21 protein-coding genes are annotated in these 25,222 nt (G+C 67.0%); 13 read left to right on the top strand and 8 right to left on the bottom strand.

The window, feature by feature from the left end; all coding sequences use genetic code 11:
• Positions 1-2 precede the first annotated feature (2 nt).
• On the bottom strand, positions 3-1,718 hold the full coding sequence (locus VFA08_05645) for an APC family permease (protein ID HYZ13074.1): 1,716 nt from the start codon (positions 1,716-1,718) through the stop codon (positions 3-5).
• Between the two features lie 122 nt (positions 1,719-1,840).
• On the opposite strand from VFA08_05645, the gene VFA08_05640 reads away from it, so the two are divergent.
• The 6 genes from VFA08_05640 (at position 1,841) to VFA08_05615 (ending at position 9,869) form a co-directional block, all read left to right on the top strand.
• Complete coding sequence (locus VFA08_05640) at positions 1,841-2,719, top strand: nitrilase-related carbon-nitrogen hydrolase (protein ID HYZ13073.1); 879 nt, start codon at positions 1,841-1,843, stop codon at positions 2,717-2,719.
• A 42-nt stretch (positions 2,720-2,761) separates the two neighbouring features.
• Complete coding sequence (locus VFA08_05635) at positions 2,762-4,801, top strand: hydantoinase/oxoprolinase family protein (GenBank protein ID HYZ13072.1); 2,040 nt, start codon at positions 2,762-2,764, stop codon at positions 4,799-4,801.
• The gene (locus VFA08_05630) at positions 4,798-6,513 is read left to right on the top strand and encodes a hydantoinase B/oxoprolinase family protein (GenBank protein ID HYZ13071.1); all 1,716 of its coding nucleotides are present in this window, start codon (positions 4,798-4,800) and stop codon (positions 6,511-6,513) included. Before VFA08_05635 ends, VFA08_05630 begins: the two co-directional genes overlap by 4 nt.
• A 981-nt stretch (positions 6,514-7,494) precedes the next feature.
• Complete coding sequence (locus VFA08_05625) at positions 7,495-8,274, top strand: class I SAM-dependent methyltransferase (protein ID HYZ13070.1); 780 nt, start codon at positions 7,495-7,497, stop codon at positions 8,272-8,274.
• Positions 8,275-8,754: 480 nt separating this feature from the next.
• Positions 8,755-9,234, top strand: coding sequence for a VOC family protein (locus tag VFA08_05620; protein HYZ13069.1), 480 nt, complete (start codon positions 8,755-8,757; stop codon positions 9,232-9,234).
• Positions 9,235-9,302: 68 nt separating this feature from the next.
• Complete coding sequence (locus VFA08_05615) at positions 9,303-9,869, top strand: dihydrofolate reductase family protein (protein HYZ13068.1); 567 nt, start codon at positions 9,303-9,305, stop codon at positions 9,867-9,869.
• Positions 9,870-10,079: 210 nt separating this feature from the next.
• Here the strand turns inward: VFA08_05615 and VFA08_05610 are convergent, their stop codons facing one another.
• The 5 genes from VFA08_05610 to VFA08_05590 all read right to left on the bottom strand — a co-directional run bounded on the left by VFA08_05610 (position 10,080) and on the right by VFA08_05590 (position 15,075).
• Complete coding sequence (locus VFA08_05610) at positions 10,080-10,280, bottom strand: hypothetical protein (protein ID HYZ13067.1); 201 nt, start codon at positions 10,278-10,280, stop codon at positions 10,080-10,082.
• Between the two features lie 55 nt (positions 10,281-10,335).
• Positions 10,336-10,995, bottom strand: coding sequence for a class I SAM-dependent methyltransferase (locus tag VFA08_05605; protein HYZ13066.1), 660 nt, complete (start codon positions 10,993-10,995; stop codon positions 10,336-10,338).
• A 259-nt stretch (positions 10,996-11,254) separates the two neighbouring features.
• Positions 11,255-12,277: a zinc-dependent alcohol dehydrogenase family protein gene (locus VFA08_05600; protein HYZ13065.1), complete on the bottom strand. Its 1,023-nt coding sequence runs from the start codon at positions 12,275-12,277 to the stop codon at positions 11,255-11,257.
• 872 nt (positions 12,278-13,149) lie between these two features.
• Complete coding sequence (locus VFA08_05595) at positions 13,150-14,073, bottom strand: NADP-dependent oxidoreductase (protein HYZ13064.1); 924 nt, start codon at positions 14,071-14,073, stop codon at positions 13,150-13,152.
• A gap of 132 nt (positions 14,074-14,205) precedes the next feature.
• Positions 14,206-15,075: a methyltransferase domain-containing protein gene (locus VFA08_05590; protein ID HYZ13063.1), complete on the bottom strand. Its 870-nt coding sequence runs from the start codon at positions 15,073-15,075 to the stop codon at positions 14,206-14,208.
• Positions 15,076-15,226: 151 nt separating this feature from the next.
• On the opposite strand from VFA08_05590, the gene VFA08_05585 reads away from it, so the two are divergent.
• The 7 genes from VFA08_05585 to VFA08_05555 are packed head-to-tail and all read left to right on the top strand — an operon-like array spanning position 15,227 to position 23,213.
• Positions 15,227-16,330 carry a DUF917 domain-containing protein gene (locus VFA08_05585; protein ID HYZ13062.1) on the top strand — a complete coding sequence of 368 codons (1,104 nt, stop codon included), beginning with the start codon at positions 15,227-15,229 and terminating at the stop codon, positions 16,328-16,330.
• A gap of 20 nt (positions 16,331-16,350) precedes the next feature.
• Positions 16,351-17,895, top strand: a complete 1,545-nt coding sequence (locus VFA08_05580; protein ID HYZ13061.1) for a hydantoinase/oxoprolinase family protein — start codon at positions 16,351-16,353, stop codon at positions 17,893-17,895.
• A 29-nt stretch (positions 17,896-17,924) separates the two neighbouring features.
• Complete coding sequence (locus tag VFA08_05575) at positions 17,925-19,529, top strand: ABC transporter substrate-binding protein (GenBank protein ID HYZ13060.1); 1,605 nt, start codon at positions 17,925-17,927, stop codon at positions 19,527-19,529.
• Positions 19,526-20,542 carry an ABC transporter permease gene (locus tag VFA08_05570; GenBank protein HYZ13059.1) on the top strand — a complete coding sequence of 339 codons (1,017 nt, stop codon included), beginning with the start codon at positions 19,526-19,528 and terminating at the stop codon, positions 20,540-20,542. Before VFA08_05575 ends, VFA08_05570 begins: the two co-directional genes overlap by 4 nt.
• Positions 20,543-21,454, top strand: coding sequence for an ABC transporter permease (locus tag VFA08_05565; GenBank protein ID HYZ13058.1), 912 nt, complete (start codon positions 20,543-20,545; stop codon positions 21,452-21,454).
• Positions 21,451-22,242, top strand: a complete 792-nt coding sequence (locus tag VFA08_05560; GenBank protein ID HYZ13057.1) for an ABC transporter ATP-binding protein — start codon at positions 21,451-21,453, stop codon at positions 22,240-22,242. The genes VFA08_05565 and VFA08_05560 overlap by 4 nt, the downstream gene beginning before the upstream one ends.
• Entirely contained in the window at positions 22,239-23,213 is a 975-nt protein-coding gene (locus VFA08_05555) for an oligopeptide/dipeptide ABC transporter ATP-binding protein (GenBank protein HYZ13056.1), read from the top strand. The genes VFA08_05560 and VFA08_05555 overlap by 4 nt, the downstream gene beginning before the upstream one ends.
• A gap of 181 nt (positions 23,214-23,394) precedes the next feature.
• Here VFA08_05555 and VFA08_05550 read toward each other — a convergent pair whose 3' ends face one another.
• Together VFA08_05550 and VFA08_05545 are read right to left on the bottom strand one after the other, a co-directional pair.
• Complete coding sequence (locus tag VFA08_05550) at positions 23,395-23,868, bottom strand: hypothetical protein (GenBank protein ID HYZ13055.1); 474 nt, start codon at positions 23,866-23,868, stop codon at positions 23,395-23,397.
• Between the two features lie 93 nt (positions 23,869-23,961).
• Positions 23,962-25,110 carry a DUF262 domain-containing protein gene (locus VFA08_05545; GenBank protein HYZ13054.1) on the bottom strand — a complete coding sequence of 383 codons (1,149 nt, stop codon included), beginning with the start codon at positions 25,108-25,110 and terminating at the stop codon, positions 23,962-23,964.
• Between the last annotated feature and the right edge of the window lie 112 nt (positions 25,111-25,222).

The following is a 25,222-nucleotide window of genomic DNA, read 5'->3' as shown; positions in this document are numbered from 1 at the left end:
ACCTATTCTGGCGGGATCTCTCGATACATCATGGCGACGTCGACACCCTGAGCCCGTCGGCGGAGGGCCTGGATCACGTACACGATGATCGCGAGTCCGAAGAAGATCAGAGTGAACGTGATGCCGGTCCGGTTCAGGTAATCGAGGGTCGACTCCTCGCCCGCGCCGAGCGCGTCGATGATCGGCTTGAATCCGGCGAACCAGAACAGAACGCCGGCGAACACCACCCACACGATCCCGAACACCGGGAGCCACGAACGCCACGGTGCGTTCCGGAGCAGGTCTCGGCGCGCGAACGGCCCGACGAGGGCGTTGATCCCCGGCATGAACCACGTGAGGAAGGCCATGAGGATGCTGAACCACAGCGTGGCGACGAGGTTGAGGTGACCGTCGGGCGGCGCGACGCTCGTCGGCAGAAGTGCGAAGTTCTGGAGAATGGCGAACACGACCGCGACCCCAAGCGCCGTCAGGATGGCGTTGATCGGCGCGCGCAGGCGCTCGCTCACGTTGCCGAACCATTCGGGAACCTGACGGTCCAGGCTCCACGCGAGCCCAAGGCGGCCGATGAAGTTCAGGTACACAGGACACAGTAGGAACGGGAAGATCGCCCCGCCGAAGGAGACGGCTGCCCAGATCGGCCACAGCCCGGGACGCGAGATCGAAGCGAGCAGCGGGAGCGAGTTCGGCTGGCCGAGCGGGAGCGACGGATCACCCAGCCAGAACAGCCCGCCCCATCCGAGCTGCGTGTCCAGCCCAATGCGGTGCGAAAGGAAGTCGGTGTACACGCTGCTCATTACCACGGCGATCCCGAGGGCGCCGAGCAACGCGATGAGGATCCCACGCCGCACGTTGCCGGTGACCTCACCGGCGATGTATGCGCTGTATTGGAAGCCGATGAAATTGAGCAGAAGGATCGCCGCCATGAAGGCGAAGACCGAGATGGGGAAGATCCCGACGCTGTCTCCCTTGAAGCCGTTGTCGATGGCCGCCTGCTGCAGGTCGGCGACGGTCACGCCGTCGGCGAACCGCGGAAGGTTCGACTCGAACGCTCCTTTGCTGATGGAGATCAGTCCGAACAAGAACATGGCGACGGCCGATGCGAGCGAGACGACGGCGAGCCCCGTGACGATGCGGTGGAACCGGCGTGTGGACTGGATCACCACCCAGAAGATGAGCGCTAGAACAAGCAGCGCGCCGATGAACCCGGGCCATCCGATGATGACGCCGTCGCGCGCGAACCACCCGTTCGCCCGCTCGAAGAAGTCGCTGCCCGTACCGATGCCGATGATCCGGCCCGTGATCTGGAGGTTCCGCAGAACGATCGGCACCTCGAACGCGATGATGGCGATCGACGCCATCACGAGCGTGAACGACTCGACCCAACCGAGGAACGGGCCGACACCTGGGATCAGCCGGCTGGTGAACACGTAGTCGCCGCCTGAGCGCGGCATGACGCTCGACAACGACGCGAAGATCAACGCCAGCAGGATGCAGAACGCGCCGACGATGATCGCCGCCCACCCATACGTCGTGAACAGCGCCGACCCGACGGGGATGAACGCGAGCGTGTAGAAGACCGGATACCAGCCCACCCCGGTTCCGACGAACGCGGCGGTATTGAAGAACAGCGCGTTGGTGACGCTGACCTCGCGGACGAGCCCCGATGATTGCCGCGTGAAGAGCTTGCGACCCTCGGGCTCCGTGATCGTCTCGCTCACGATCCCTCCCTATGGCCGTTTGATGGATGATTGTTCCGCTCGGACGAGGAGGTCAAGTTGCACGCCGTCTACACGCCCGACCCCGGCTACACGACCCCGATACCCAGGTCCACGAAACGGGCATGAGCAGGAGCCCGCGCGTCGCCCGTGTCGCGATCGCGCAGATGGCGATGTCGCCCTCGCGCGAAGACAACCTGGCCAAGGCGTCCAAGTTCGTCGCTGAGGCCGCGTCGAGCGGCGGGGGCGTCGTCGTCCTTCCCGAGCTGTTTGCCGACCGGTACGTCGGACAGCGCATGGATGTCGAGCTGTACGCGCTGGCGGAGCAGGTCCCAGGCGGCGAGGTTGCCACTGCGATCGCCGAGATGGCGAGGGAGAACGGGATCACGGTCGTCGGAGGTGTGTTTGAGCGCGCGGCCGAAGGCCTGATGTTCAACACGTCGATCGCCGTCTCGGCCGACGGCGCGCTCCTCGGCAAGTATCGCAAGGTGCACATCCCGCACGGCCCCGGCTACGAGGAGAAGTTCTATTTCGCGCCGGGCGATCTCGGTTTCCGGGTCGTCCCTGCAGGCGAACCGGAGATCGCGGTAGGGCTCGCCGTGTGCTGGGACCAGTGGTTCCCCGAGGTCGGACGTAGCCTCGGGCTGAGCGGAGCCGAGCTCATCGCGTTCCCGACGGCGATCGGTGACGAGCCGACCGAGCCGGAGTTCTCGTCTCGCGAGTCGTGGATCACGGCGTGCAGGGCACAGGCCCTGTTCAACCAGGTCTTCGTAGCCGCGGTGAACCGCACGGGCCAGGAGGAGGTGCTGCGCTTCTTCGGGAGCAGCTTCGTGGCCGACCCATGGGGCAACGTACTGGTGCAGGCGGGGATTGACGACGAGGGCGTTCTCGTCGCCGAGTGCGACATCGGCGCCATCCGGCGGGCCCGCGCCTTGTTCCAGTTCTACCGCGACCGCCGGCCGGAGACGTACGGCGCGCTCGTTCGGCTCTCGCCCGAGACGTGATCGATCAGGACGTCTGAGCGTCGTGCGGCGGTATAAGGCGATATGCGCGCCGAACAGAGCCCCGTAGCGCTGGCGATCGACATCGGCGGCACGTTCACCGATCTCGCGGCGGTCGACGCACGGACGGGCGAGCTTCTCCTCGCCAAGGCCGATTCGACGCCGACGCGCCTCCAGCAAGGCGTGCTCTCGGCGCTCGAGCGCTCCGGCCTCGAACCACGCGACGTCGGCGCCTTTGTCCACGGCAGCACGGTCGTGATCAACGCCATCACCGAACGGCGAGGAGCCCGGACGGCCGTGGTGACAACCGAGGGGTTCCGCGACGTCCTCGAGATCGGACGGGCGAACCGCCCCGACCTGTACAACCTTTCCTACCGAAAGCCGGAGCCGTTCGTGCCCCGGCGGTTTCGATTCGAGGTGCGCGAGCGGATCTCCCATCGCGGGGAGGTCCTCGTTCCGCTCGACAAAGTCGGCGTCGAGCGAATTGCCGACCACCTTCGCGCGGACATCGACGCCGTCGCGATCTGCTTCCTTCACTCGTGGATCAACCCGGACCACGAGCGCCGAACAGCCGAGCTCCTATCGAAGCTGCTGAAGGGCGTCGAGATCGTCGCCTCGCACGAGGTCAGCACGCAGTGGCGCGAGTACGAACGGACAAGCACGGCCGTGCTGTCTGCCTACGTGAAGCCCACGGTCGCGGACTACCTGTACGACCTCCGTTCCGGATTGCGCGACGCCGGAATCGCGTCACCGCTCTATGCGATGCGGTCGAGCGGCGGCGTCTCGTCGTTTGAACGCGCCGTCACGGCACCCATCACCCTCCTCGAATCGGGACCCGTGGCCGGCGTCACCGCCGCCGCGGAGCTCGGACGACGGCTCGGCACGGCGGACGTGCTCACGTTGGACATCGGAGGGACCACCGCGAAGACCTCGGCCGTTCGCGACGGTCGGGTTCGGATCGAGACACTGCACCACGTCGAACGGACGCCGAAGACGGCCGGCTACCCGATCCAGGTGCCGGTCGTCGAGATCGTCGAGATCGGCGCCGGAGGCGGTTCCATCGCGTGGGTCGACGACGCCGGCGGCCTGCACGTGGGCCCACGGAGCGCGGCCGCCGATCCGGGTCCGGCGTGCTACGGACGCGGTGGCGCCGACGCGACGGTCACGGATGCGAACCTGGTCGCCGGACGCCTCGACCCCAACTACTTCCTCGGTGGAACCATGCCGCTCGACGTCGGCGCGGCGCATCGGAGCCTTGCCCGGCTCGGGCAGCAACTGAACGTCGATGCTCCGTCCGCGGCGCGTGGCGTCCTCCGGTACGTCGTCGCGCAGATGGCGCATGCGCTGCGACTGGTGACGTTGCGGCGAGGTCACGACCCCCGCGATTTCACGTTCGTCGCGTTCGGCGGTGCCGGTCCGCTGCACGCGGCGCTGCTCGCGCGCGAGCTCGGCGTAGCTCGCACGGTGATCCCGCCGGCGCCGGGTCACTTCTCCGCTCTCGGCATGCTCCTCGGCGAGTTCCGCGCCGACGCCGTCCGAACACACGTCGGGCCGCTCGACCACGCACCGCTTGGACGACTGTTCGACGCCCTCGAGCGCGAGGCCGCCGCCGAGCTCGAAGAAGAGGCGGGCGAACGCCGCATCAATCGGTTCGCCCGCCTTCGCTACGTCGGCCAAGAGCACACGCTCGAGGTTCCGCTCGGCGAGGGTCCGATCGACGACGACCTGTTGGCGCGGCTGCGTTCGGATTTCGACGCCGCGTCCACGGAGACGTACGCGTTCAGCCTTCCCACCGCCGTCGAGATCGTGGAGGCGCGCGTCAGCGTCTCCGCCGCCCGCGACGAGAGTCTGGAGTGGACGACCCCCGCCGCCTCCCTACCGGAGCTCCGGCCGCGTGAGGTCGACCTCGACCAGCACGGAGGCGTGCAACTCGCGAACGTCGTGGAGCGACGATCGCTCGCACGCGGAGAACGACTCACCGGTCCGTGCATCGTCGAGGAACCGGCCACGACGGTGCTGGTGCTGCCGGGGCAGGTGGTCTCGGTGGACGACCTGTCGAACCTCGTCATCGAGGAGACGTCGTGACCCGGACGGATGTCGCGAGAACCGACGACGCGGCGCGTGACCGGTTCACGATGGACGTGTTACGCGAGGCGTTCCTTGCTGTGACCGACGAGATGTTCGTCTCCCTTCAGCGCACGTCGCAGAGTCCCGTCATCTACGAGGTGCTCGACTTCGCCGTCGGCCTGACCGACGCGCGAGGCGATCTCGTGTCGCAGGGCAACGGCATCGCCGGGTTCCTCGGTCCTCTCGGCGAGGCCGTCCGCGACACGCTCGAGCGGATCCCGGACGTTGCCCCCGGCGATGTCGTCGCCACGAACGACCCGTACTCCGGCGGCGGCAGCCACCTCTCCGACGTCGCGATGGTGCGGCCGATCTTTGTCGACGGCGAGCTCGTCGCGTTCGCCGGGGCGAAGGGTCACTGGACCGAGGTCGGTGGCAAGGATCCGGGCTCGTGGACCGCGGACTCGGTGGAAATCTTCCAGGAAGGACTGCAGTTACCGTTCGTCCGCGTCGTGCGTGGTGGTGAACTCGATCCCGACCTCGCTGCTGTGATCCGAGCGAACAGCCGTCTCCCCGACATGACGTTCGGCGACCTGACGGCGTTCGCGGCTTGCCTCGAGGTCGCCGAACGGCGGATGCTCGAGCTCTGCCGTCGCTACAGCGTGAACGTCGTGACTGCAGCAATGCGTGCCGCGCACGAGCGAAGCGAGGCGCTCGCCCGAGCGGCCGTGGCGCGCCTGCCTCGCGGGATCTACGAGGCGGAGGACTTCATCGACGACGACGGCCTCGGCAACGGCCCGTTTCCGATCCGCGTCCGCGTGGAGATCGACGGCGAACGCGTCGTCGCGGATTTCACCGGGACGCACCCGCAGGTGCCCGGCCCGGTCAACTGCACGCGAAGCGGTCTCGTCTCGGGCATCCGAACCGTGTTCAAAGCGATCACCGATCCGGACGAACCGGGCTCGGACGCGTGGTTCAGCCCGTTCGAAGTGATCTGCCCGCCCGGCACGATCTTCACCGCCGAGCGGCCGGCGCCCGTTGCCCTGTACTTCGAGGCGACGGAGGCCGCAACCGACCTGGTGTGGAAAGCACTGGCGCCGGCCATGCCCGAACGCCTCACCGCGGGGAGCTTCGTTTCGGTGTGCGCGACGGCGATTTCGTGCACGCACCCCGACACCGGCGAGCCCACGCTTCTCGTCGAGCCTCAGGCCGGCGGCTGGGGCGCGAGCGCCGTCGCCGACGGACAGAGCGGGCTCGTCTCCGTCGGAGACGGTGAGACCTACGTCATCGCGGCTGAGGTGTGCGAGCAGCGCTACGGGATACGCGTCGAACGGTTCGGCCTCGACGTCGTCGAAGCGGGAGCCGGTCGCCGCCGGGGCGGGCGTGGACTCGTGCGCGAGTATCGGATGTTGTCGGACGGCAGCCTCACGGTCGGTTTCGGGCGCCATCGATATCCACCGTGGGGCGTCGACGGCGGACACGATGGCTCGCCCAACTACGTCGAGGTCGTCCGCACCGACGGCACGAGCGAGCGGTTCGGCAAGGCCGCGCGCCTTCCTCTCCGCAAGGGCGACCTCGTACGACTCGTCACGGGCACCGGCGGCGGCGTCGGGAGTCCGCGACAACGCGAAGCCGACCTCATCCGCGCCGACGTCGAGGACGACATCGTGACCGCACGTGAAGCGAAAGAGGTTTACGGATTGGACGACGACGATCGGGTCGTAGACATGTAAGAACCCTCGCGACGAGCAAACGGTGAAACGGGTCTCGCATCCTAACCGCCGTGGCCGACGGATCCGGAACGAACCCACGCCCGGCCGTCTTCAGGAGCCAGGCGGCGGTTGCCTACGGGCGCTAAGGCGCGAAAGGCGCCGGGTTGAATGCGAAAGGTCTACGTGGAGCGTTGTCGGCGGATCGAGAAGGTACCGAGGTGTTCCCCGAACCGAGCGGCGTGCCTCGGCAACTACGACTGCTCAGTTGAAGCGCGCCATCGGAACGCTGTACCTGCGATCGCGCCGATGATGGCTCCGGCCACTACTCCGTCCCGACCGAATAGGAAAACCTCACGTCCGAACAGGTGGGTCACCGCTGCGACAAGCAGAGCGAGAGTGAATGCGCTCGACGACCCGATCATGAAACCCGCGATCCCTCCAACGAGCGCCCGTTCGAACCGTGCGGCGGTTTTCCTCATAGAGGAAGTATTGGCTGAAGCTGCATTCTGGTGAGATCGCCGGTATGCGGGGGTCTACGTTTCTGGAACCTCTTCCACGCGGATGGAGATGGCCGTCCTAAGCGCCTCACACCGCGAGATCCGGGTTGGGAGCCGTGACGTCCCACGGCCACCCGGGCAGCCGCTTCATGCCGTCTGGAATCTCAGCGAGGTGAGGGAATGTCCGAGGAAGTGTCAGCCGAGATTCCATCGCTGCCACGGCCCAATGGCATTCGGCCTCGAGCCTGTCCCGGACAGGCGAATCTGGTGGTGAGACGTCGGCGTCCACCGACCATTCCCAGAGCCATTGATCCGACTCGTTGTACAGATGGAATGTGGCTCCCCGTCCTGTCGCCTCGAGCGCGACGTGGGTTGTCAATACCGGCCTTTGCCTCAGGACGCCCTTGAACCAAGAACGAAGGCCGGCGCGGCCACGGCGAATATTGAAGCAGGCGATCCAGCCCATGTCCCGCGCGGCGCGAGTCCGTCGGTCATCCGCTGGTCTATGCACAAGGAGCGTTTTGGGCGGATCGTGATGATGAAGGGCTATCCAGACACTGTCGGCCCGCTGGAGACACTTCCCGCGGAGGCGTCAACAATGGCCTACATGGACGAGGACGCCCTCATAAGGGAACAGATGGAGTACTACCGAGTCCGCGCACCCGAGTATGACGTGACGTCAGCGCCCCCGATCGACCGGCTTGGCGCGTATGCGAGACGGATCGAGATGGCGCTCGATCGGTTCCGGCCAACGGGGAACGTCCTGGAGATCGCCAGTGGAACTGGACTCTGGACCATCCACCTGCTCCGTCACGCCCCGAGCATCACGGCCCTGGACTCCTCATCCGAGATGCACGAGCTATCACGAATCAAGACCGGCGGGGATCCTCGAGTTCACTACGTTCTGGCCGATGTGTTCTCGTGGCAACCCAACGGACGCTACGACGTCGTGTTCTTCGCCGACTGGCTCTCGCACGTCCCGCCGGGGGGCTTCGACCGGTTCTGGGCGACGGTGCGAGCGGCCCTCGCCCCGGCGGGACGCGTTTTCTTCGTCGATGAGCTCGAGGATGCCTGGAAATACGGGGATCCGTTTCGCGAGACCTTCGCCGGCGATCCGTCGGTGCCGGTCGTGTACCGGACTGTGAGCGACGGCCGGGCGTTTCGGGTGGTCAAGGTCTACTGGAACCCGGAGCAGCTCTGGTCCACGCTCACCGCCATGGGATGGGACGCTGAGATCCACACCGCGGGGCCGTTCTTCTGGGCCGAGGCTGTCCCAATGGACTGACAGCGTCGCCGCGAGCTTAGGCATAGTCCCCGGGGTGAACTGGGCGGGCGCGTCTACAACAAGCTTCGATTTCCGCGGATTGATAGGACAGCCCTGCGAGGAGCGCTGGGCTGGTTCCGCGACCGTCACTGGTCTCGAGCACGATTCACGTCGGGTGGTAGCTACACACGGGCAAGGATCTCAGCAACCTTTTTCCCGGATCATTTTCAGCCTGTCGAGGTTCGAAGCCACGACGGACTAGACCCTTGGAGCCGCGAGTTGAGGTGTCAACGGGCCCCGCCCCAGGTCTCGCGTCGAAGCGGTCGACTCAGCTTGCCGACCTCCGACCAGCCGTATCGATCCCTGGCCTTCGACCGCCACCGATCCGGGGGTAGCGACCCCGCCAATCCGAGGAGCTGTCTGTCACCGATGAGTGTGAGGGCCGTTTGCCGTCTGACCCTGTGATGAGGTAATCCGAACGGCTCTCTCACGGAGGACAAGATGCGCACCCCATTTCCCTGCCTCTGGTTCGACGGTAAGGCCGAGGAGGCCGCCGAGTTCTACACGAGCCTGCTGCCCGACAGCGGCGTCGACAAGGTCTGGCGCTCCCCCGCCGACACGCCCAGCGGGCCCGCCGGGATGGTCCTGACGGTCGACTTCACGCTCAATGGCCAGCACTTCCAGGGCCTCAACGGCGGGCCGGATTTCAGCTTCAACGAGGCGGTTTCGTTCGTCATCGAGTGCGAGGACCAGGCCGAGGTCGACCGGCTGTGGGATGCGCTGACGGCGGATGGAGGCGAGCCGGGCCCGTGCGGATGGCTCAAAGATCGATTCGGGCTGTCGTGGCAGATCGTGCCGCGCCAGCTGAACGAGCTGGTCGGAGATCCCGATCCGGAGCGTGCGCGCCGCGCCATGGAGGCGATGCTCAAGATGGGCAAGATCGATGTCGCCGAGCTCCAGCGGGCGGCCGACGCGACCTAGCATCGCGAGCGGCCGCGGATCAGCGGGCGGCCGACGGAGGTCCGATCCAGACCATGGAGTTCTGATCAATGCGGAAGCTGATAGCGACGGTGTTCAACTACTCGCTCGACGGCCTTCTCGCCGACGAGGGCACCGAGTTTTGGAAGTTCTGCTTCGACCTGCCCGAAAACCGTGAGCCCGACGACCCGGCGCAACTCGACTTTCTCCAGAGCGCGTATGCGCACATCATGGGCCGCAACGCCTACGAGGCCATCGGCAGGTCCATGACGATAACGGCCACCGACCATCCGTTCGCCGACATCCTGAACGCCGGGCGCAAGGTCGTCTTCTCCCGGACCCTGAAGACGGCCGAGTGGGCTAACACCACCATTGCCGCTGGTGACACGGCAGAAGAGATCGACAAGCTCAGGCGAGGCGGCGACGGCCACATCGTGGTCTGGGGCGGCGTCACCCTCTGGCGGTCGCTCATGCGGCTCGACCTGATCGACGAGCTCCAGCTGAGCTTGTTCCCCTACGTTGCGGGCGAGGGCACCCGGCTGTTCGACGGCGTCCCCAAGTCCTACCGACTCGACCTGGTCTCCAGCACCGCCTCCAGCAACGGGATCATCGACCTGCAGTACCGCCGGCACCGCTAATCCAGCGGCCCGCGAGTCCGCAAAAGGACCATCTCAAACCGACCAGCGATACTGGCGGCATCGCCGCGATCGACAGCGGCGAGCAGACACCGAAGACCAACCTCAAAGCCCACCACTCCACGGGACACTGCGTCGACGGACGTCGGTCGTTGCCCGGAACGGACCGCCGTCGTCACGGCGCGATCGTAGGCGGCTCGCCCGATTCGTCACTCACCGAACCGTCAGGTCCGACACGCAATCGCCACGGCGCTCGTTCGACGAACCGATCGCCTCGATCACGGTGTCGGCGTAGGTCTGCAGGTTCGCCGACTCGTCTGCCGGGAGATCCGGGGCCACCACGTCGTACGCGCGCTCGCGCAGGGCCGACTCGACCAGATGCCAGTACCAGCCGCTGTCGCCGGCGCCGTGGATCAGGGCGAAGGTCGTGCGCTACGGCGCATGAGGCGGGCTTCGGAACGGTGGCCCCTCAGGCCCGAGGGGCGGTCGCGGAGAACAAGGCGGCTGAGCCGGCGACCTCGATCTCTACGTCTCGGAACGATTCATCGAGAATCCCGCGAAGGCCGTCGACCGTGTCTTCGAGGTTGTCGAAGTCGCCTTTCTTGTTGACTGCCCACAGGAAGGCGCGGGCCGGACGCGTGTGCGACTCCTTGAGGCCGAGAACCGTCCCCCCGAAGAGCACGCCGTCGGGCGTGAGGACGTCGGCGATGTTGCGGACCGCGGTCGCCTTGTTCGTCATGGGGCCGCGCAGGCAGTGCAGGACGAAACTGAGCGCCGCCGAGTCGAACGGGCCGTCGACCGGCAGAGGCTTCATCACGTCGGCCTCGACGGTGGCAGGTGCCATTGACGCGAGCCGTCGCGACGCGTGCTTCAGGACATGGGGATTCGGGTCGAGGAGGGTGATCTCGGTCCCCGCGGGCGGCCCAGCCTTTTCGATGAAGTATCCGGTGCCAGGCCCCACGTCGAGGTGCCGAGAGCCCATATGGCGGCGGTAACGCTCAACCCCCGGTGGAATCGGCGTCTTCCAAACAGCGCGGGCCATGAATTTGAGGACCCACACGTCGTAGATTGCGAGGAGCAGGGGGCTGTACCCGGCCTGACCCTTGTATGACGGATCGCTCCGTTCCATGCGACCTCCTCGATGGTGTGGAGGTCCACGCTACATTCAGGGTCACGTGTGTCAGCTTGCATACGCAAGGGGTGTTCGCACCCGTGTCGGCCTCACCACTTCATAGGGCCTCATTGGTGACGCGCCCATCCGGACCTCAATCTCGGCCGCACTGTCGGTCAGACGTGTCAACACCTTGACGGATCTGACAGCTCTGCTGTCAAGGTGTTGACCAGTCGCCGGAACAGCATCGCCGCCTGCGCCAGCGTTCGAGAATGTCCTAGACGCTCAGCAGCACTTTGATGGCCCGGCGTTCGCCCATGGCCTTGTAACCGTCGGCTGCTTGCTCGAGCGGCAGTTCGAGATCGAAGACCTTGCCGGGATCGATCTCCCGCTTCCAGATGAGGTCGACCAGATGGGGCAGGAAGCGGCGCACCGGCGCGGGACCGCCGTGCAGGTGGACGTGTGAGAAGAACATCTCGTCGCCGGGGAGGTCGACGTCATGAAGAACCCCGACGTAGCCGACGTGCCCTCCCGGCCGGGTGGAGCGGATGGCCTGCATCATCGACTCCTGCGTGCCGACCGCCTCGACGACCGAGTGAGCGCCGAGGCCGTTCGTGAGCTCCTTGACCCTCTCGACGCCGTCGTCACCGCGCTCCTCCACGATCTCGGTCGCACCGAACTCCAGCGCAAGTTTCTGCCGGTCCTCGTGACGGCTCATGATGATGATCGGCTCCGCACCGAGCTGCTTAGCGGCCAGCACGGCGAGCAGACCGACCGCACCGTCACCGACCACAGCAACGGTCCGGCCGGGTCCTGCGTCGGCGGCAACGGCACCGAACCAGCCCGTGCCGAGGACATCGGAGGCGGCGAGCAAGCTCGGGATGAGGTCTTCGGCAGGAATATCGGGGGTCGCCACAAGGGTTCCGTCGGCGAGCGGGACCCGGAGCAGCTCTGCCTGCGCACCCTCGGCGCCGACAGGCTCGCGGTGGAGGCATGAGCTCTGGTAGCCGGATTTGCAGATCTCGCACGTGTTGTCCGAGGCGAAGAACGAGCCGATCACGAATTGGCCCGGCTCGATCGTTCTCACGTCTCGACCGATCTGTTGAACGGTCCCGGCGTATTCGTGACCCATCGGCGCGGGCCACTTAAAGACTTCAATGCCTCTGTAGGGCCAAAGGTCCGAACCGCAGATGCAACTGGCGGCCAGCCGGACGATCGCATCGGTCGGCTCGACGATGTTGGGGTCGGCACGGTCCTCGACGCGAACATCGCCGGGTCCGTGCATCACTGCACCGCGCATCGTCTCCTCCTTCCCGATCCTGCCGGCATGAACCGTGGTGGATGAGTTGCGTTCGTTCTGAGCAACCTACCGCGGTCGAGGAGGAGGACGGCGAGCTGCGCCAGTGTTGGTGGATGTATCCGGGGAATGGGCTCCTAGTCCGCGTCGAGAACAAACCACGTTGGTTGCCAGGAGGAGGACGTCGGCATGCCACAGCGTGCGCAAATGTCCCTTAGCCGGGACCCTCGGAGTGCGGGCCAACCCGCCAGGTGCCCCAATCAGCTTGGGGCTAACACGCGACCTTGTCTTACTAGTCCGGTGGGTTACGGGGGTTGCTACCCCCTCGGCACGCGTCTCCAGGATTGAACACGTGTGGGTCGGCGCCTAGCTTCACGTTCTGCCCGTACGACTGCGCAATGCCGCCGGGGCCATTCGGTGCGACGGCAAAGTCGAGGCTTAGCGGGGCGTCCGGGTCGTCATTCTGGCCGGAGAAGACGCAGATCGAGTTCGCGTGCGCCGGCCCGGCGGTCTCCTCGCCGGTTCCGGTTACCTCACCTGCGAACGCAGCACTTGCACTCACACCAATGATGGCGAGCGCGCAAATGGCGGTCGCAACGAACGCTCTTATCCACATATCTCACCCTCCCACCTCTGAACGCCGCTGGGAACGCGAACGCTAACAACGGAGGCGACGTTCGGTCAAGCGAGCTACAGCACTACCCGTAGGGTCAGGACGCAGTGATGCCCGAGGGTTCGGGAATCTCCTTTGAGGGGGTGCGGACTCGCCCGCCGGAGTCACGACGTCGGCCTCGGCCAGAATGTCCGGGATCTGAAGCGGTAGCTACTAGCAGGCTTTGGACTGCGCACTCGGGCGCGACCATCAGGAGGCCAGGCTAGGTTCGGAGTGACAGGACGATCGCGCCGTCCGCTCCCGTGACTACCTCGCGCAGCGCTTGTGCCGCCTGTTCGAGCGGACGGACGGACGCGATCGGCACGCTGAGGGTGCCGCGGGCCAGCAGCTCCGCGAGGGCCGAAAGCTGCCGACCATCGGGCCGGACGTAGACATCGGATACGGCGACGCCCCGTTCCTCCCGTGGCGGATCGCCCGTGATCGTGGCAAGGCGGCCGCCGTCAGCAACCGCCTTCAACGTGGTGGCTGCCTGCCCGGGGGCAGCGTTGACGGCCTTGGGTGCGCCGCCGCCGGTGATCTCGCGAACGAGCGCAGGCCAGTCGCCGTGGTAGTCGAGCACGTCCGACGCGCCGTAGTCGCGGATGCGCTCGGTCTTCTTCGCGCTCGCTGTGGCGATCACGCGGGCGCCCCGAGCCGCGGCGAGCTGGACGAGCAGGCCACCCGTGACTCCCCCGGCTCCGTTGACGACGACCCAGCCGCCGCTCTCGATCCCGAGAGCCTCGTCGAGTGCCTGAGCCGCAGTGAGCGCCGGAATGGGAAACGCTCCGCAGGCTTCCCATGACGCCGCGGGCGGCCGGGCCGCGACGGTCGCCGCCGGCGCGAGCACCCTCGCCGCCCACGTCCCGTGACGCCGAAGCGGCAGCGGATGTGTCATCACCTCGTTGCCCTCGCGCAGCTCCGCCACGCCGGAGCCTGCCGCTGCGACCGTCCCGGCCGCCTCCGTCCCGAGCGCCATCGGAGCCGGGCCGCCGATCTGCCAGCTGCCGATCCTGACAAGGTCGTCCCAGTTGCCGATGCCGGCGGCGACGACGTCGATGAGGACCTCGCCTGCGGCAGGCGTCGCCGGCTCGTCCACCTCGAAGATCTCGACGGGCTCGCCGAGTGCTGTGATTCCGGCCGCACGCATCCTGTTCGGTGCACGTTACTGGCGTCGATGATGCGGTGCAGGCCGCTTTGGCTTCTCGCCCAGAGGGAGTGCGCGATCAGGTGACAGATGACTTGCCTGCCCGAGAGCTCATGGCGCCAGCGTTCAGGAATGTCACCCGAGCGGTAGCTGGCCTGGACTATCCGGTCTCCGGCCAATCAGCGCGCTGTCGGTAAGGCGGATCGTGAGGGGTGAGGTGTCGGCGTCGACGAGTGCGGCTCGCACGTCCGACTCGAACGCGGCCCGGCGGTCGCCAAGCCGGTCGAGCAGGTTGCCTAGTGAGTACTCGAATCCCACAGCCGCCTCAAGGGAAGGGTGAATCACCGCCTCGTACTCATAGGTGAGTTGCTCGACGCGCGAGAACGCCGACCTCGCAAGGATGTCTGGGAACGGGTCGTGTAGACCGGCCGGATTCGGCCCCTCGGGAGCATCAATAAGATGGCGACGCAAGATCGTCTCGACCGTGTTCCACGGCGGCCGGTCCAGCCAGGCGCGATTGTAGTCGGGACTCTTCACGTAACCCACGAGCGCCACCGAGCCTCGCTCCCGATCGAGCAACGGGTCCAGGGCATGCAAGACGGCGTCCTGATCGGCCATCCAGTGGAACGCCTGCGAAATAACGACCGCAGCAAACTGTCCGAGATCGCCCGCCAGCCTCGGCAGGTCATCCGAACCGCCGACGACGAACGAGAGGTTGTCGGCCGCAGCCGAGGCCGCCCGTCGGCGCCCCTCGTCGATCATTGCCACTTCCGGGTCCATGACCACGACCTCACCGACGAACGGTGCGAGCCGCAGAGAAACGTGTGCTGGTCCCGCGCCCAAGTCGAGAACGCGATCAGAAGCCGACCAGCCGAAGTGTGTCGCGAGCAGTCGCAGGAACGCCTCCGTCGGCCGATAGCGGTACTCGGCGTAGAACCAGGCTGCGTCACGAAACGGCCGTTGACCAGGGCCTAGGCCCGTCCACGGTTCCGGGGTGCCGCTCATTGCTGATGACGGTAATGCCTGACCGATCGAAGGTGACTGGTGTGTTGTTTGTCCGCGCCGTCCCGCAACGCGACATCGCGTGCACGCTCGCGTGCGCGAGCGTGCTCTCCCTCTAGGTTAGGAGGCTGGTTCCCAACGTGGGCATCGACACATGACGGTTCCCGTAGCATCCGGCGCGATGCTGCTCGACGCTTCGACACTGCCGGCACTCGCGCGCGGGTGCGCGATCCTCGGCGCTGGTGGCGGCGGCGACACGCAGGTCGGATTGTTGGCAGCGCTGCAAGCAGTCGAGGACCACGGTCCGGTCCCGCTCGTCGACCTGGAAGACCTTCCCGACGACGGTCTGATCATGCCGTGCGGCGGCGTCGGCGCGCCGACGGTCTCGATCGAGAAGATCGAGAGCGGCGATGAGGGCGGCCGCCTCCGAGAGATGGTCGAAACGCTCTGGGACCGTCCGGTCGTCGCGCTCATGGCTGGCGAGATCGGCGGCTCGAACGGGATCATCCCGGCTCTATGGGCGGCGCATCTCGGGCTTCCCGTCGTCGACGCCGACGGCATGGGACGCGCGTTCCCGGAGATCCCGCAGGTGACGATGGAAGTGGCGGGCATCTCGCCGAACCCGGCAGTGATGACAGACGAGCGGGGCAACGTCATCGTCTTCCGCGCGACCGACGGCGATTGGATGGAGCGGATCGAACGCGCCGCAGCGGTGGAGTTCGGCGGCATGGCGTGGTCGTCCGAGTATCAGCTCACCGTCGAACAGGCCAAGGACGGCGCCGTTGTGAACCACGCTGTGTCCCTCGCGATTCAGCTCGGCACCGTCGTCGCCGAGGCGGAGCACGATCCCGTTGCCGCGCTCGCACGCGAGATCCGCGCCGCCCGCCTCATCGCGGGAAAGGTCGTCGACGTCGAGCGTCGCACTACGGCGGGGTTCGTCCGCGGATCGGCGACGATCGAGGGACTCGATGAGGACGCCGGGCGAACGCTCCGTCTGGAGATCCAGAACGAGAACCTCGTCGCCCTCGAAGGCGAACGTACGCTCGCCATGGTCCCCGACATCATCTCCGTGCTCGACTCTGAGTCCGCGGAGGCGATCTCGACCGAGCGCCTTCGGTACGGGCAACGCGTCACCGCCATCGCATTCCCGTGCGACCCGATCTGGCGCACGGCGCGGGGACTCGAGCTCGCCGGTCCGCGCCACTTCGGCTACGACCTCGACTACGTGCCGGTCGAGGAGCTCCATGCCGTTGCCTGACTCCTGCCGCGCGCCAAGCGATGCCGTCGCCTGACCTCCGCCTCGGCGTCGACGTCGGCGGGACCAACACCGACGCCGTCGTACTCGACATCGACGACCAACTCGTGGCCAAGGCCAAGGTGCCGACCACGCCAGACGTGACGTCGGGGATCGAGGCAGCGATCGCCGCGGTGGCGCAGCGTGTCGACAGAGAACGGATCACGCACGCGATGTTCGGAACGACGCACGCGACGAACGCTGTCCTCGAACGACGAGGTCTGCGTCGCGTCGGTGTCCTCCGCCTCGCGGGTCCGGCGACCCGCGCGATCCGCCCGCTGTTCGGTTGGCCGGCGGACCTTCGCGACGTGGTCTCGGCCGGTGAGCTGATCGTCGACGGCGGGATCGAGTTCGACGGGCGCGAGCTGTCGCCGCTCGACCGTGACGCTGTCGCCCAGTTCGCCGCGGACGTCGCCGGCCGCGCCGAGGCCATCGCCATCACCAGCGTCTTCGCGCCGGCCTCGGACGAACACGAGCGCGCGGCGGAGGAGATCGTTCAAAAGGAGCTCGGTGACCTCCCCGTATCGCTCAGTTCCGAGATCGGATCGGTCGGCCTGCTCGAACGCGAGAACGCTACCGTCCTGAACGCGGCCCTCGTCGACGTCGCGACCGCGGTCACTCAAGCGGTCGGCGAGGCGCTCCGGAAGCACGGACTCAAACCAACGGCGTTCTTCGCCCAAAACGACGGAACGCTGATGGATCTCGACTTCGCGATCCGCTTCCCCGTCCTCACGATCGGCAGCGGCCCGGCGAACAGCATCCGCGGCGCCGCGTATCTCACCGGACGAACCGACGCGATCGTCGTCGACGTCGGCGGAACATCGACGGACGTCGGTGTTCTCGTTCATGGCTTCCCCCGTGAGTCCTCGCTCGGTGTCGAGATCGGAGGGATCCGAACGAACTTCCGGATGCCCGACCTCGTCACGATCGCCCTGGGCGGCGGGACGATCGTCTCGGCAGAGAGCGTCGGACCCGCGAGCGTCGGCTACCGCATCGGCGAGGAGGCCCTCGTCTTCGGCGGCTCGACGCCGACGCTGACCGACGCCGGCGTTGCGGCAAACAGGTTCGACGCGCTGGGCGACGCCGCCGCGGTCGCCGTACACCGCCCGCTTCTTACACAGGCGATCGCCCGTTCCGACCAGATGCTGGCCGACGCGATCGACCGGGTGAAGACGTCGCGCGAACCCGTCCCCGTCGTTGCCGTGGGGGGCGGCGCTCCACTCGTGCCCGAGCACCTCCCCGGCGCGAGCGAGGTGTTGCGCCCGGAGCACTCCGACGTGGCGAACGCGATCGGCGCCGCCATCGCTTCGGTGAGCGGCGAGGTCGACCGGATCTTCCACCTCGGCGCGGGGGGCCGTGACGCGGCGGTGGCCGAGGCGTCTCGCGAGGCCATCGACCGCGCCGTTGCGGCGGGCGCCTCCAAAGAAGGAGTGAGGGTTGTCGAGATCGACGAGGTGCCCCTGGCGTACCTCACCAATCCTGCGGTACGTATACGAGTGAAGGCGGCCGGACCACTCGCCTGGAGTTGACCGACCGAGGAACCCCTAGGGAGGGCGCCATGAGATCTCTTCGCTTGCCCGTGTTGGTGATCGCCGCGGCGTTCGCCGTCGTCGCGGCGGCGTGTACCGGGGATGACGACGGCCTCGGCGCCACCGACGACGGCGCGACGCAGGGCCCGAGCGCGTTCACGTACTCGGTCAACTCCGAGGTGATGATCGGATGGGACCCGGCGAGCGGCTACTCGAACGAGGTCATCGCCCTGCACAACATCTACGAGACGCTTACGCGCTACAACGACGAGACGCAGGAGGTCGAGCCGCTCCTCGCCGAGAGCTGGGAGTCCTCGGAGGACGGGCTGACGTGGACGTTCACGCTCCGCGAAGGCGTGACGTTCCACACCGGTCGAGAGCTCACGGCGGAGGCAGCGAAGGCGGCCATCGAGCGCACGACGGAGCTCGGTGAGGCGGCCGCGTACATCTGGGGCGCGGTGAAGAAGATCGAGACGCCGGACGACCGCACGCTCGTCTTCCACCTGTCGTACGCCTCGCCGCTCGACCTGGTCTCGTCGGGCACGTACTCGGCCTACATCTACGACACCGAAGCGTCCGGCGGTCAGGACCTCGCGGAGTGGTTCGCCGAGGGCAACGACGCCGGCACCGGTCCGTACACCGTCTCGGAGTACAACCCCGGCGACGAGATCGAGCTCCGTCTCGAGGCGTACCCGGACTACTGGGGCGGCTGGGACGGCGATCGCTACGAGAACTACGTGTTCCGCGTGACGCCCGAGGCGAACACCGCGGCCCAGCTGCTCCGCGCCGGCGAGGTCACGATGGTCCAGCGGATGAGCCCGCAGCTGTGGGAGTCGTTCGAGGGGCAGGATGGGTTCGAGACGACCAGCGCGCCCTCGTGGCAGACGCTGCTCGCCCTGCTCAACACCGCCGACGGTCCGCTCGCCGACGAGCGGGTTCGCGACGCCATCGCGCTGGCCATCGACTACGAGGGCATCATCGCCGCGCTCGAAGGTGCTGCGCAGCCGCTCTCCGGCGTCGTCCCGCCGGGACTTTGGGGACATACGGAAGGACTGCAGTTCCAGCAGGACCTCGATCAGGCGCGAACGTTGCTGGAAGAGGCCGGCTACGGCCCGAACGGCGACCCGCTCACGCTCGAGCTCACCTACCTCAGGGGAGACGCGGACGAGGAGCTCGTCTCCACGATCATGCGCTCGAACCTCGCGGAGCTGAACGTCGACCTGCAGGTCCGCGGGATGCAGTGGCAGGCGCAGTGGGACAAGGCCAAGTCGGGGAACGAAACGACGCGACAGGACATCCTTGTCTTCTACTGGTGGCCGGACTATCCGGACCCGGTGTCATGGTTCTTCAGCCTGTTCCGGACGGAGGAGGAGCCATTCTTCAACCTCGCGTACTACTCGAACCGTGACCTCGACTCGATGATCGACGAGGCGTCGGTCGTCTCGGCGACCGATCGCGACGAGGCCGCGCAGATGTACGAGCAGATGCAGCAGATCGTCGTGGAGGACGCGCCGGCCATCCCGCTGTACACGCAGACGTACCAGCGGGCAATGCTCGACGAGGTGGAGGGCTTCGAGGACAACCCGGCGTACCCGAACGTCGTCTTCGCGTATGACCTGACGCCCCAGGCGTGACCCGGTTCCTCGTCCGGCGGCTCGCGCTCGCCGCGTTCGTCGTCCTGGGCGTCGTCATCCTCACGTTCGTCGTGGCGCGGGTGGTGCCGGGTGACCCGGCGGTCACATGGGCGGGTCCGCGCGCACGTCCCGAACAGATCGAGGCGGCGCGGAGACAGCTCGGGCTCGACCGCCCGGTCCCGGTTCAGATCGCCCGCTACCTCGGCGGCGTGGCAACCGGCGATTGGGGACTCTCGCTGAGAACGCGGCGCCCGGTGATCGACGACATCGCTCGTCGCGCGCCGGCGTCGATCGAGCTCGTCACCGTGGCCATGGTGCTCGCGCTCGCCGTGGGGATCCCGCTCGGCCTCGTCGCGGCGCGGTGGAGGGGCCGGGCGCCCGACCTGCTGTCGCGAATCGCCGCGGTGATCGGCGTGTCGATGCCCTCGTTCTGGCTGGCCATCGTGCTCCAGCTGATCTTCTTTCAGTGGCTGAACGTGCTCCCGGTGGCCGGGAGCTACGACCCCGATCTCGACTACACGAGTCCGCTTCGCAACGTCACGAACATGCCGATCGTCGACGCGCTCCTCACGGGGAACTGGCCCGTTCTTGGGAGCGCGCTGACCCACGTCGTGTTGCCCGCCGTGGTGATCGCGGCCTATCCCGCCGGCGTCATCACCAGGATGGTTCGGGCGTCAGTCCTGGACACGATCGGCGAGGACCACGTCCGTATGGTGCGCGCCCTTGGCTTCACCGAGCGAAGCGTGTTCGCCCGGTTCGCCCTCCGGCACGCGTGGAGTCCCGTGGTCGCGCTCCTCGCGCTGGTGTTCGCGTACGCGCTCGTGAACACGTTCCTGGTCGAGGCGATCTTCAACCGGCCCGGACTCGGCAGCTATGCGGCCGATGCGATCGCGGCGCTCGATACGCCGGCCATCGTCGGCGTCACGCTGTTCGTCGCCATCGTCTACGTGATCGGCAACCTCGTCGTCGACGTCCTTCAGGCCGCGATCGATCCGCGGATCCGGGTGGCGTAGATGGCGTCGCTGCCCGCTCCTCCCGCGGCCGCGGCGCTCGAGAGCAGGCTCGTTCCGCCCGGTCGCGAACGCGGCGTGCGCGCCGCCGCTCGACGGAACCCGCTGCTCGTGGCCGGGGCCGTGCTCTGCCTGGCGATCGCCGTGGCCGCGGTGCTCGCGCCGCTCATCGCGCCGTTCCCCGCCGACGCCGGAGACGCCACCCACCCGCTGGAGACGCTCGAGGCGCCGTCGTCAGCACACCTCTTCGGCACCGACCAGGTCGGGCGCGACGTGCTCTCGCGCGTGCTGTACGGCGCCCGCATCTCGCCGGTGATCGCGCTGCTCGTCCTGGCCATCTCCTGCGCGATCGGCATCCCGCTGGGAATCGCCGCCGGCTACTTCGGAGGCGCCATCGACGAGGTCATCATGCGCATCACCGACGTGTTCCTGGCGTTCCCCGCGTTGCTGCTCGCGCTGGCGTTCGCCGCGGTGATGCAGCCCTCGATCACCAACACCGTGATCGCCATCGCCGTCACGTGGTGGCCGTGGTACACGCGGATCGTCCGCGGTCAGGCCGCGTCGGTCGCCGGCCGACCGTTCGTCGAGAGCGCCCGGGCCATGGGCATCTCCCATCGCCGGATCCTCCTCCGCCACGTCCTGCCGAACTCCATCACGCCCGTCATCGTGCAGGTCTCCCTCGACGTCGGCGGCGTGATCCTCACCGCGTCGGCGCTGTCGTTCCTCGGTCTCGGCGCGCAGGACCCCACGCCCGACTGGGGCCTGATGGTCAGTCAGGGCCAGCAGTTCTTCACCACGCAGTGGTGGCTGGTCACGTTTCCGGGCGCGGCGATCCTCCTCACCGCGGCCGCGTTCAACCTGCTGGGTGACGGCCTGCGAGACGTGCTCGATCCCAGACGAGTGCTGACGCGATGATGCGAACGACGAAGCTCGAGGTGCGCGACCTGCGCATCGCGTTCGGCGATCGGCGCGTCGTCGATCTGGAGCGTCTCGACCTCGGCACCGGCGAAATCCTCGGCCTCGCCGGCGAGAGCGGTTCGGGCAAGTCGATGACCGCCCTCGCGGTGCTGGGCCTCGCGTCGACGCTCGGCGCCCGCGTCGACGGGAGTATCCGCCTGGTCGACCAGGAGCTCGTCGGCGCTCCGGAGAGCCGACTGCGCGAGATCCGGGGCCGCCGGATCGCGATGATCTTCCAGAGCCCGGTGTCGTCGCTCGATCCACTCCTTCGCGTCGGCGAGCTGTTCGAGCGGACCCTGCGGCTGCACGGGGCGAGCGCGCGCGAGGCGCGCGACGGCGCTGCGGCTGCGCTCCGCGAGGTATTCCTGTCCCCCGACCTCCTGTCACGACATCCGCATGAACTCTCCGGAGGACAGGCGCAGCGCATCGCCATCGCGATGGCGCTCGCGCTGCGCTCCGAGGTGCTCATCGCGGACGAGCCGACGAGCGCGCTCGACGTCACCGTTCAGGCGGAGATCCTCGACCTCCTCCGCCGGCTGCGGGACGAGCGCGGGATGAGCGTCCTGTTCATCAGTCACGACCTGGCCGTGATCGCGGAGCTGTGCGACCGCGTGGCGGTGATGCAGCTCGGGCGCATCGTCGAGGAAGGGCCGACGGCGCGCGTCCTCGGCGAGCCCGCCGCCGGGTACACGAAGCGTCTCGTCGCCGCCGTCCCCAAGATCGGCGCCGCGACCGCGTCCCGGTGACGCCGCTGCTCGAGGTCGAGGACCTCGTCGTCGACTTCGGCCGCGTGCGCGCCGTCGACGGCGTGTCGTTCCGCCTGCCGGCGGGGCCCTACGGTCTCGGCCTGGTCGGCGAGAGCGGATCGGGAAAGACCACGATCGCTCGCGCGCTGCTGCGGTTGGTCGCCCCGACGTCCGGCGCGATCCGGCTCGATGGCAGTGGCGTCCTGGGCATCCGCGGTCGCGCGCTCCGCCAGTACCGACGCGCCGTGCAGATCGTGTTCCAGGACCCGACGACGACGCTCGACCCCCGCACGCGGATCCGGTCCGCGATCGCCGAGCCTCTCCTCGCGCACGAGATCGTCCCTCGCGCGGAGGTTCGGCGCCGCGTCGGCGAGCTCCTCACGGAGGTCGGCCTCGAATCCGAGATGGCCGAGCGGTATCCGCACCAGCTGTCGGGCGGGCAGCGGCAGCGTGTCGCGATCGCACGAGCGCTGTCCGTCGAGCCCAAGGTGCTGGTGCTGGACGAGCCGACGAGCGCGCTCGACGTCACGGTCCAGGCGCGCATCCTCGAGCTGATCGCCACGCTCCGCCGGGAACGCGGGCTCGCGTACGTGCTGATCTCGCACAACCTCGCAGTGGTCGAGCAGCTATGCGAGGAGACGGCGGTGCTGTACCTCGGGCGCATCGTCGAGCACGGCCCGACCGAAGAGATCCTCGCCAACCCGGCGCATCCGTACACGCTCGCGCTGCGTTCCGCGGTGCCCGAGATCGACCTCGCGGCGCGTCGCTCGAGGATCGTCCTCCCCGGCTCGGTGCCCGACCCGGCGAACCCGCCGCCCGGATGCCCGTTTCATCCTCGATGCCCGTATGCGAACGACCTGACGCGAACGGAGGTGCCGGAACTCCGTTCCCTCGACTCCGGACGAACCGTCGCCTGTCACCGAGCCGAGGAGATCCTCGCCGGCGACGCCAAGCCAGCCGCAGTTACGTAAGCGAGAGCCAGGTCGTCAAATTAGACCTTGACGAGGGCGCTGGCGGACTACGGTAGGTCGCGTCTACAGCCTGACGGCGGCTACGCTGCAAGAGGTGCGTAGGCATCGGCGCCGAAGTCAGGCTGCTGAAGCCAAAGCCGATCCGCGGTTCGTCTGTTTGGTCTGACCTATCCGCCAGCCGCTATCCTTCAGGTCCAAGTTGGGCGCGGAGGCGTGCCTCGATCTTGCTCCGCCGACCGTCGTAGAAGGTAAGGAACTCGTCGAGTGCCAGGGGTACGCTCTCAAGGTCGTTCTCGCGCATATACGTCTCTCGCGCTTCGTCGGACGTGAAGTGTGGTCCGTGGAGCCACTCGTCCGGGAGGCGAGCCTGCTTCTCAGTGTTTGGCACCCCGGCAAGGAGCTGGAGGTTAGGCAAGCGGTTGACTCGCTCGAGGTAGTCGTCGATCGCCTCCGCTGGGATCCCAGCTTTGACGAGACGCGCGCGAGTGAAGCGAGACCGGGCGAAGATGTGGTCCTCGTGGAACTGCTTTGTGAGGTCGAGCCCCGGATACAGCATCGCGAGTGTGGCGAATGTCCTTGGACGACCGTACGACAACTCGCATAACTCCTCGATCTCCGCATCGCTGAACTGGAGGCTCTTGGCCAGGCCAGCCATGGCTGTTTCCAAGCCATCTCTCGGGAACCCGTTGCCACTTTGGTCCCGGAGCACTTCGCGGAGACGGACCAATAGCGTGTCAAGGCCGGAGCCCTACACACCCCGCTTCATCTGTGATCGCATCACCCACGAACGCATCATCTGTCGGTCGGCCGCCTGCGCCGATGAGGTGACATAGCTCGAGCCCAGCCCTCGTGAGTACGCGTAGTATGCGAGGGGCACGATCACGCTGTCAGCCGACAGTGTCCGCTCCGAGAGACCGAAGCTCTCAAGTAGGTCTCGCGCGACGATCAGGGCCGACCGAACCTCGCCCCACTTCTTCTCGAGTAGCGCCATGTTCTGTTGCGTGAAGTTCGACACGTTGAAGCGGATGTCAGGAGCGTCGATCAGAGTGAGTCCGCTCTTGAGGACCACGTCCTTGCTGAAGCTGAACGGAGTGGAACCGTTGTTCAACGTGGACAGGAGTGAGCGCGTCTCCTCGCGCGCGTCCAGTTCTTGCCATTGGTTCGTCGCCATCGACAGAAGCAGGTCCGAGTACGACAGCGTCGTCCCCTGGCTGTTCACTCGCACGAAGATGTCAAGGACCTTGTCCGGATCCTGGGACTCCTCAAGGTAGTAGTTCAGCGCAGGTACTTCGCGGATTCCGCGGTAGAGGTCGTACAAGGTCTGGAATGGCTGCGCCCCCTGGAGGCCGCGGCCTTCGAGTTCCGCCATGATTGCGTGGCCCGAGTCTCTGAGATCGAGCACATCGCCAACACGGAACCAACGGCGGGCGCCATCTGTCTCCGCGTTGCCCTCGGCCTCTGTCAGGAAGCGGAAGTCGTAGCGCATCCCAAGCTCCTGGTCAGGGCCGTCTCCGAGCAGGTCCAGGTACAAGCGCCGCTTCGGGTAAGCGTCCGGGTTGTTAGCCCACTTCCTGGGTTGACGCTCCGCATGACTCCCGTGCAGCCCGATGTTCAACGCAGTCAGCCTCTGCTGACCATCGAGGATCGCCATGACGCCCTGTCCCGGCGGGACCGTGACTACCGGTGCGTAAGGTGAGTCCTTCTCGTGGTAGTTGCAGATGAAGTCGTAGAACGTGAAATCACACGCCCGGTTCGCATCAACGGCCCAGAACAAGAAGGAGCCGATCGGGTAGCCACGGAGGAGGCTGTCGAAGAGCATCCGAACCTGGGACGTGTTCCAAATGAACTCCCGCTGAATCGCGGGAAGCACGTATGCCCGCTTGTGAATCTCCTTCAGGACCTTCTCGACTGGAACCGCTGGCTGGAACGAAATCGTGCTCCCTTTCCTCCAATAGGGCTGGTCAGGCGTGCATCGAGTCTGGCCTTACGGGTGCATCGTATCCGGGGGG

The organism is Actinomycetota bacterium (assembly GCA_035640355.1).
Classification (GTDB): Bacteria; Actinomycetota; UBA4738; order UBA4738; family HRBIN12; genus CALGFI01.
The sequence above is the reverse complement of the archived record's forward strand: the minus strand, read 5'-3'. Positions and strand labels throughout refer to the sequence as shown.

What these genes read in the sequence shown, in the direction of transcription:
- VFA08_05565 (HYZ13058.1), top strand. Translation starts at nt 20,543, where the DNA reads ATGGCGTCGCTGCCCGCTCCTCCCGCGGCCGCGGCGCTCGAGAGCAGG.
- VFA08_05595 (HYZ13064.1), bottom strand. Translation starts at nt 14,073, where the DNA reads ATGCGTGCGGCCGGAATCACAGCACTCGGCGAGCCCGTCGAGATCTTC.
- VFA08_05620 (HYZ13069.1), top strand. Translation starts at nt 8,755, where the DNA reads ATGCGCACCCCATTTCCCTGCCTCTGGTTCGACGGTAAGGCCGAGGAG.
- VFA08_05625 (HYZ13070.1), top strand. Translation starts at nt 7,495, where the DNA reads ATGCACAAGGAGCGTTTTGGGCGGATCGTGATGATGAAGGGCTATCCA.
- VFA08_05575 (HYZ13060.1), top strand. Translation starts at nt 17,925, where the DNA reads ATGAGATCTCTTCGCTTGCCCGTGTTGGTGATCGCCGCGGCGTTCGCC.
- VFA08_05590 (HYZ13063.1), bottom strand. Translation starts at nt 15,075, where the DNA reads ATGAGCGGCACCCCGGAACCGTGGACGGGCCTAGGCCCTGGTCAACGG.
- VFA08_05615 (HYZ13068.1), top strand. Translation starts at nt 9,303, where the DNA reads ATGCGGAAGCTGATAGCGACGGTGTTCAACTACTCGCTCGACGGCCTT.
- VFA08_05580 (HYZ13061.1), top strand. Translation starts at nt 16,351, where the DNA reads ATGCCGTCGCCTGACCTCCGCCTCGGCGTCGACGTCGGCGGGACCAAC.
- VFA08_05605 (HYZ13066.1), bottom strand. Translation starts at nt 10,995, where the DNA reads ATGGAACGGAGCGATCCGTCATACAAGGGTCAGGCCGGGTACAGCCCC.
- VFA08_05640 (HYZ13073.1), top strand. Translation starts at nt 1,841, where the DNA reads ATGAGCAGGAGCCCGCGCGTCGCCCGTGTCGCGATCGCGCAGATGGCG.
- VFA08_05600 (HYZ13065.1), bottom strand. Translation starts at nt 12,277, where the DNA reads ATGCGCGGTGCAGTGATGCACGGACCCGGCGATGTTCGCGTCGAGGAC.
- VFA08_05635 (HYZ13072.1), top strand. Translation starts at nt 2,762, where the DNA reads ATGCGCGCCGAACAGAGCCCCGTAGCGCTGGCGATCGACATCGGCGGC.
- VFA08_05560 (HYZ13057.1), top strand. Translation starts at nt 21,451, where the DNA reads ATGATGCGAACGACGAAGCTCGAGGTGCGCGACCTGCGCATCGCGTTC.
- VFA08_05585 (HYZ13062.1), top strand. Translation starts at nt 15,227, where the DNA reads ATGACGGTTCCCGTAGCATCCGGCGCGATGCTGCTCGACGCTTCGACA.
- VFA08_05550 (HYZ13055.1), bottom strand. Translation starts at nt 23,868, where the DNA reads ATGGCTGGCCTGGCCAAGAGCCTCCAGTTCAGCGATGCGGAGATCGAG.